Here is a 5,706-nt window from a genome sequence, read left to right as displayed (position 1 = left end):
AACACGGAAGTTAAGCTCTCTAGCGCCGATGGTAGTTGGGACCTTGTCCCTGTGAGAGTAGGACGTCGCCAAGCAACTTTAAGACGAGTCAGAATGACTCGTCTTTTTTGTGTTTTATAAAAATAAGAATGGCTGGTAAATCTCAGTTTATTAAAATTTCACTTTATTGTTCACATCAACAAGTTCAAAACGCTCACAGACGAGTAACATATCTTCAGAGAAATTAAGACCAAGCTCATTTAGTTCCTTTGTAAAAAAACGAACATGGGTGTCTCTCCAGTAATTATAAGTACGATCTCCTTCGCCTTCAGCGATAGCGAATTCTTCGCTTACTTCATTCATTGGTGTTACAGTTACTTCTATTGTCTTAATAATAGCTACAGGTTCATCATTACTATTGAGTATAATACTATAATCAATAGTAGTCGGTAGTGATTCATGTTCTAATTCATAAAAAATGTGACCGGAGCATGTAGCGGTTTTAATACCGTCAATTACTAGTTGTGCAAGATAATTAGGGGCATCCCCAAATTGCCAAGCTGTAACAGATTCTGGTTTTTTGTTGTTTCCCCAATAAGTATCCCAATATGTCTGTGCTAATTGATTCATTTTTATCGTTACCTCACTCTAATTCATATTTAGTCTCTTTATAATTCCTAGGAAATTTACTTACTTACTTATTTAGTATGTCTTTGTACTCATTTAAAAGTTGTAGCGGTGTGTTGCAAATTAAAAAGATACTATGTGGAGTGAATATAGTTTGTAAATATGTTCTGTACATATATGGGATCTTTAATTTTCCAATTGCATTTTATGATAAAGGATGTAGTTACTTAAAGAACGTTCAGATTATGAATGGTAGTTTATTATCACTATGCCATATTGAAGTGAGTAATACTAGAGTTAAAATAGATGAAAAAACTGATATTCTAAATTGAATATCAGTTTAATAATATGTGACTTATATGAATCTATAGCAATACGAAAAGCGTAAATAAGATAGCCAACAAAATACGATAGTACGCAAAAGGTTTTAAACCTATCTTCTCTAAAAGCTTTAGAAAAGTTACTACCGCTAGCATCGCTACTATAAAAGAGGTAATGAATCCTACCGCAAACATAGGGATGTCATCGACACTTAAATACTTCCAACTTTTTAGTAAGTCTAAGCCTGTAGCCCCAATCATTACAGGAAGAGCTATTAGAAAAGAGAATTCAGATGCAGTCTTATAATTTACTTTTGCTAATAGACCTCCAGAGATAGTAGAGCCAGCTCTAGAGAAGCCAGGGTATACTGCTAAGCACTGAAATAATCCGATTGTTAAAGCTTGGCGGTATGTTAAATCGTCCAGTGAATAGGCTGCTGCCTCCTTCTTTTTTACTTCTGCAAAGAGCATAAGAATTGCACCTGCTACAAGTCCAATCACAACAGTGTATGGCTGGAATAAGTATGTTTTAATAATATCATGTAGTAGCAAACCAGTAACCACTGCCGGAAATACGCCAAGAAATACATGGAACGCGTTGAATTTTTTTTCTTTCTGTAGAAGTGGCTTAATATTACATAAAGAAACGAGACGTTTATGATATAAAATTGCAATGGCTAAAATTGCGCCTAGCTGAATAACAATTTCAAACGTTTTCGCTCTTTCTCCCTCAAAGCCTAATAAATGCCCGACTAATATAAGATGGCCAGTAGAGGATATAGGTAAAAATTCAGCTAATCCTTCTACAATACCGAGTATGAAGGCAATAATGATATCGCTCATAGTTTCACTCCTACAAATTAATGAATGTCTACTTTTTTAAAATAGAATAGTGTTGCAATAAATCCGGAAATTGTCGTTACTGCAATGATGATATAAGAATACTCTGGTGGATATGTCGGTTGTAATTCGTTATTTGCGATATCTAGAGTAGCGGTCCACGGAAATAAATCTTTATGCTTGGAGTTTACGAGCATAAGATTAGTCATTGTAATAATGACTGTTAATATAATGGGCGGTACATAGCTCTTCATTACAAGAGTTAGTAGCACAATAGGTGAAGACAATAGAAAGAGAAGTCCACCACATATTAAAAATTCTAGGAAAGAACCTAAAAGTAAAGAAATGTTAAAGCCAGGGAAGTTCCCCAATAGCCCTAATATTAAAGTAAGTGCCCAAGCGACTAAAGTTAGCATCATAATCCAAAGAAAGAGAATGATGAATTTACTTATAATAAAGCTAATGCGCGACACGGGGATAGTTAGTAAATTTTTCAGTGTATCTTCTGCATATTCGCGGGTAAGCAAATATGCAACCACTACTCCATATAAGGGGAATCCTATAACTAAAGTAGTATATAAGTTAACGTCAGTGAATAATTGATGGAACCAAATAGTTGGAGTAGGCTGTTTTGTTTTTATATGTATATAAGAGGCTACTACAACTAAGAAAGGTGCGACACCAGCACCAATAATGCTAATTAAAAACATATTAGAGCGTTTTAGTTTTAAGAGTTCTGTATAGAGTAGATTAACCAATTGTTCCACCTCCAACTAGTTTGGTGAAATAATCTTCTAGTCTATCTTCGCTTATCATCATTTTTAATACTTCAATACCATTAAGAACAAACGTTCTGTTTATGTATCCTTGTTGTCCAAAATGAGAGTAAATACGAATATTTCCTTCATCATGTACTTCATAATCAAAAATTTGAAGATGATTTTCTAATAACATCACAGCTTTATCGTCATTATTCACTTGAAACTCTATGTACTTACGGTTTGCTTTGCGCAGCGTATCAAGAGAAACTTCTTCTAGTAACTTTCCTTCATGAATAATTCCGATACGATCGACCAACTGTTCTATCTCGGCTAATATGTGACTAGAAATGAGTATTGTTATATTTCTTTCTTGAGCTAAAGAATGAATAAGTTTTCGCATTTCTTTAATACCAATAGGGTCTAGTCCGTTAGTTGGTTCATCTAATATGAGTAGCTCAGGATAATGGAGAAGAGCGCGTGCAATTCCTAAGCGTTGCTTCATTCCTAAAGAATACTTTCCTACTAACTTTTTTGTCTCATGCTGCAAGCCTACTATTTCTAATGCTTCTTCGATAGCATTCTTTTTGTGAACCCCAATTATCTTTGCATTAATTAGTAGGTTTTCTTTTGCAGTTAAGTTTTCATAAAATCCTGGAACTTCAACTATAGAACCAATTCTGCTTAAAATATCTTTTTGATTTTGGAATAAGTTCTCTCCGAATATTTCAATCGTTCCACTTGTAGGTTTTATAAGACTAAGCAGCATACGAATGGTTGTTGTTTTACCAGCACCGTTGCGGCCTATGAAGCCATAAATCTCTCCTTGTTGAACATTAATATTTAAATTATCTACTGATTTTTGATTGCCATATACTTTAGTAAGGTTAGTCGTTTTTATAATTGTATTTATAGGAGACACCTGCTTTCTATAAGTTCTTACTTACATCATAAAAAGGAAGGCTTAACTGCATATTAATCATTTCTTAACTATTTCTTAAAAGTATTGTGTTTTGGAATAGAAAAGCCAAAAGTAGTTCGTTTCCATGGAGTACTTTCAACCCATATATGCCCACCATTTTTTTCAACGAGTGCTTTAGAAATAGAGAGTCCGAGACCGCTACCACCAAATGAAGAGTTTCTTGATTGTTCGCTTCGGTACATTCGCTCAAATATGTTTTGTAAATCATGTTTTGGAATACCAGGGCCTTGATCCCAAATATGAAGTTTGTATTCTGCATCAGCTTCTAGCAGTTCGACTCCTATTGTTTTCCCATCCTTTCCGTAATAAATTGCATTTTTCATTAAATTACCGATAATCCGCATAATGCTTAGATGATCTGCGATGATAGGACAAGTAGAATCTGATATGAGAATTTGCAGTTCGATGTTATGTTTTGAGAGCTCAGGTGAAAATTCAATCAAAACTTCTCTAGTAACTTCAGAAAAGTCGAGTTCTTCTTCTTTTAGTGGAAATTCATTAGCGTCTAGCTTCGCCATATTGAATATTTCATCAACTAGGTGCTTTAAGTTATTTGATTTCATATAGAGTATTTTAAGATATTCTTGTTTTTCTATTTCAGAAGCAGCAACTCCGTCTTTCAAAGCATCTATATATCCGATTATGGAGGTGAGTGGTGTTCGTATATCGTGGGAGATACTAGACAAAAGTTGTTTTCTGGATTCCTCGGATCTTTTGGCTTCAATCTGAACCTGCTCTAATTTAGCTATTAGCTCGTTTATTGAAAAAACGATATTATGTAATGAGTGGTCATTGCTTGTGAATAATCTCGTTTGTAAGTTTCCTTTTAGTACACGACTTAATTTAGTATCCATTGCTTTACGATGTTGAATGAATTGTATTCTTGAAAAGAAGAGATAAATTGTAATTAAGATAAGGATAATAAATAAAGACATTTTTAATCTTGGACCCATTTGTATGTTTAAAATCCCGCAAATGATAAGTTGTAATGAAATAAGGAAGAGGGTTTTATCAGTCTTCAAGCTTTTCACCTACAAACTTATAACCAATTCCCCATATAGTCTGAATGAATTTTGGATTGGAAGGGTCAATTTCTATTTTCTTTCTAAGTTTTCGAATATGTACCATAACGGTATTGTCATCTTCTATATAATTATCGTCCCACACATTTCGGAAGAGCTGTGTTTTTGTAAATACTTGCCCTGGGTTTGAAGTAAAGAATTTTAACAGTTCCAATTCTTTTCCGGTTAAGCTAATTTCTTCTTTGTTTGTATGAACTGTGTATGTATTTAAATTGATAGTTAGTCCTTTAAAAGATAAAGTGGTTTTTTCTTGAGCAGTATTGTTACTTCCGAGAACTAAAAAACGCCGCATAAGAGCTTTTACTCGTGCAATTACTTCGTGAATGCTGAAAGGTTTCGTAATATAATCATCAGCACCAATGCTTAAGCCTAAAATTTTATCAACTTCGTGATCTTTAGCTGTGAGCATTAATATAGGTACGTTAGTTTTATCTCTAAGTTTTTTACATACCTCGATTCCATCTATTTTGGGCATCATAAGATCTAATATAACGAGGTTATATTTATTTTGATTAAATAAATGCAAGGCTTCTTCGCCGTTGATTGCAGTGTCTACCATGTATAATTCTCGTTCTAAATATATTTTTAATAAATTTCGGATTTCTTTATCGTCGTCTGCTATAAGGATACGTATATCTTTCATATCTTCACCTGTTTCTAATAGAGTTTTATTGATAGTACAACAACTCTCTAATTATATACTAGTATTTGTTAAAATAAGGTTGCTAGTTTTGTTGGAGGAAAACGTCCACACAAGTTAAGTCTAGAGTTCAAATTAACTTGAATATATTTGGAAAAATAAATCAAAGAGAAGCAGAAGCCGTGCTCCGATAATGAAATCCTATAGAGACGTATCTAGCTAAAAGAGCATAAAAATATTAAATTGAAGTTCTTTATAAAAAGGTGTTGACGATTATACTTTAGAGGTGTAATATAGAACAAGTCGCCGATGACAATAACGTCGCAAGCGACAAACGAAATAAAAAACTTAGTTGACATTGAAAGATGAAAATGTTAACATAAGGAAGTCGCAAATGAGCGACCAAGTAGTTCTTTGAAAACTGAACGAAACAAACAACGTGAAACGTCAATTTTTATTTTAGATGCTAGACAAACTA

6 protein-coding genes are annotated in these 5,706 nt (G+C 33.6%); all 6 read right to left on the bottom strand.

Going from position 1 to position 5,706, the window contains the following annotated elements; all coding sequences use genetic code 11:
- Positions 1-150: 150 nt before the first annotated feature.
- Positions 151-609, bottom strand: a complete 459-nt coding sequence (locus tag ACS2CR_RS33220; protein ID WP_001072418.1) for an ASCH domain-containing protein — start codon at positions 607-609, stop codon at positions 151-153.
- Positions 610-971: 362 nt separating this feature from the next.
- Positions 972-1,769: an undecaprenyl-diphosphate phosphatase UppP gene (gene uppP / locus ACS2CR_RS33215; RefSeq protein WP_053512339.1), complete on the bottom strand. Its 798-nt coding sequence runs from the start codon at positions 1,767-1,769 to the stop codon at positions 972-974.
- 17 nt (positions 1,770-1,786) lie between these two features.
- Positions 1,787-2,524, bottom strand: coding sequence for an ABC transporter permease (locus ACS2CR_RS33210; RefSeq protein WP_000247716.1), 738 nt, complete (start codon positions 2,522-2,524; stop codon positions 1,787-1,789).
- On the bottom strand, positions 2,517-3,446 hold the full coding sequence (locus ACS2CR_RS33205; RefSeq protein WP_000074580.1) for an ABC transporter ATP-binding protein: 930 nt from the start codon (positions 3,444-3,446) through the stop codon (positions 2,517-2,519). The genes ACS2CR_RS33210 and ACS2CR_RS33205 overlap by 8 nt, the downstream gene beginning before the upstream one ends.
- 68 nt (positions 3,447-3,514) lie before the next feature.
- Positions 3,515-4,528 (bottom strand): sensor histidine kinase, encoded by a 1,014-nt coding sequence (locus tag ACS2CR_RS33200; protein ID WP_053512338.1) that lies wholly within the window; start codon positions 4,526-4,528, stop codon positions 3,515-3,517.
- Positions 4,518-5,231 carry a response regulator transcription factor gene (locus tag ACS2CR_RS33195; protein ID WP_000651991.1) on the bottom strand — a complete coding sequence of 238 codons (714 nt, stop codon included), beginning with the start codon at positions 5,229-5,231 and terminating at the stop codon, positions 4,518-4,520. The genes ACS2CR_RS33200 and ACS2CR_RS33195 overlap by 11 nt, the downstream gene beginning before the upstream one ends.
- Between the last annotated feature and the right edge of the window lie 475 nt (positions 5,232-5,706).

This window comes from Bacillus cereus group sp. BceL291, assembly GCF_051776705.1.
GTDB classification, from domain to species: domain Bacteria; phylum Bacillota; class Bacilli; order Bacillales; family Bacillaceae_G; genus Bacillus_A; species Bacillus_A cereus.
This window is presented reverse-complemented; position numbering and strand designations above follow the sequence as displayed.